We start from the raw sequence: 733 nt of genomic DNA on the forward strand, positions 1-733 counted from the left end.
CCCTTGTCGTCGGGTGGTGCGGTGTGGTCGCCGGTCAGGCGGTGTAGCCGCGGGTGGCGATCCAGTCGGCGAGGTTGTCGACGCTCATGCGGTAGGAGGCCTGGGTGGGGTTGGCGGAGTCGGCGATGGTGACGGTGTTGCCGTTGTCGCGGTAGCCGACGACGCTGATGTAGTGCCCGCCTTCGAAGGAGTGGGTGACGCCGTCGGTGTCGGTGGCGGTGCCGGCGATGTTGGCGACGACGGCGTGGCCTTCGTCGATGGCGGTGACGATGTCGGTGCGGAGCTTGTCGGTCTGCTTGTCGTCGGCCTTGGGGTCGCGGATCTCGACGGACTGGTAGGCGTCCTTGCCGGTCTCCTTGTTGAGTACGGGGGTGATGTCGTTGATGGAGTTGGTGCCGGCTTCGGTGGTGCCCATGCGCTGGGCCATGCCGTCGACGTCGATGTTCTTGCCCTGCACGCTCAGGGCGTTGCGGGCGGCGGCGGGGCCGCAGTAGTAGAAGTTGGGCTGGGCTTCGTAGCGCACGCCCAGCTCACGCTCGCCGTGCTTGCGGTCCTGGCTGACCGACACGGGCTTGCTGCCGGTGGGGGCGGCGACGGCGGTGGTGACGGGGCCGGCGATGGCGCCGCCGGTGAAGGCGAGCCCGGCCACGGTCAGGGCGGTCTTACGCAGCATGTCGGTACGCATGATTCGTCTGCACCTTCCGATCGGGGGTCCGCGCGCACACCAAGGGGG

General features: G+C 68.9%; 1 protein-coding gene. It reads right to left on the bottom strand.

Annotated elements, in window-relative coordinates:
- Nucleotides 1–34: 34 nt before the first annotated feature.
- Entirely contained in the window at nucleotides 35–685 is a 651-nt protein-coding gene (locus V6V16_RS27760) for a C39 family peptidase (RefSeq protein ID WP_334566901.1), read from the bottom strand.
- Between the last annotated feature and the right edge of the window lie 48 nt (nucleotides 686–733).

It is taken from the genome of Micromonospora sp. CPCC 205561 (assembly GCF_036906775.1).
GTDB lineage: Bacteria > Actinomycetota > Actinomycetes > Mycobacteriales > Micromonosporaceae > Micromonospora.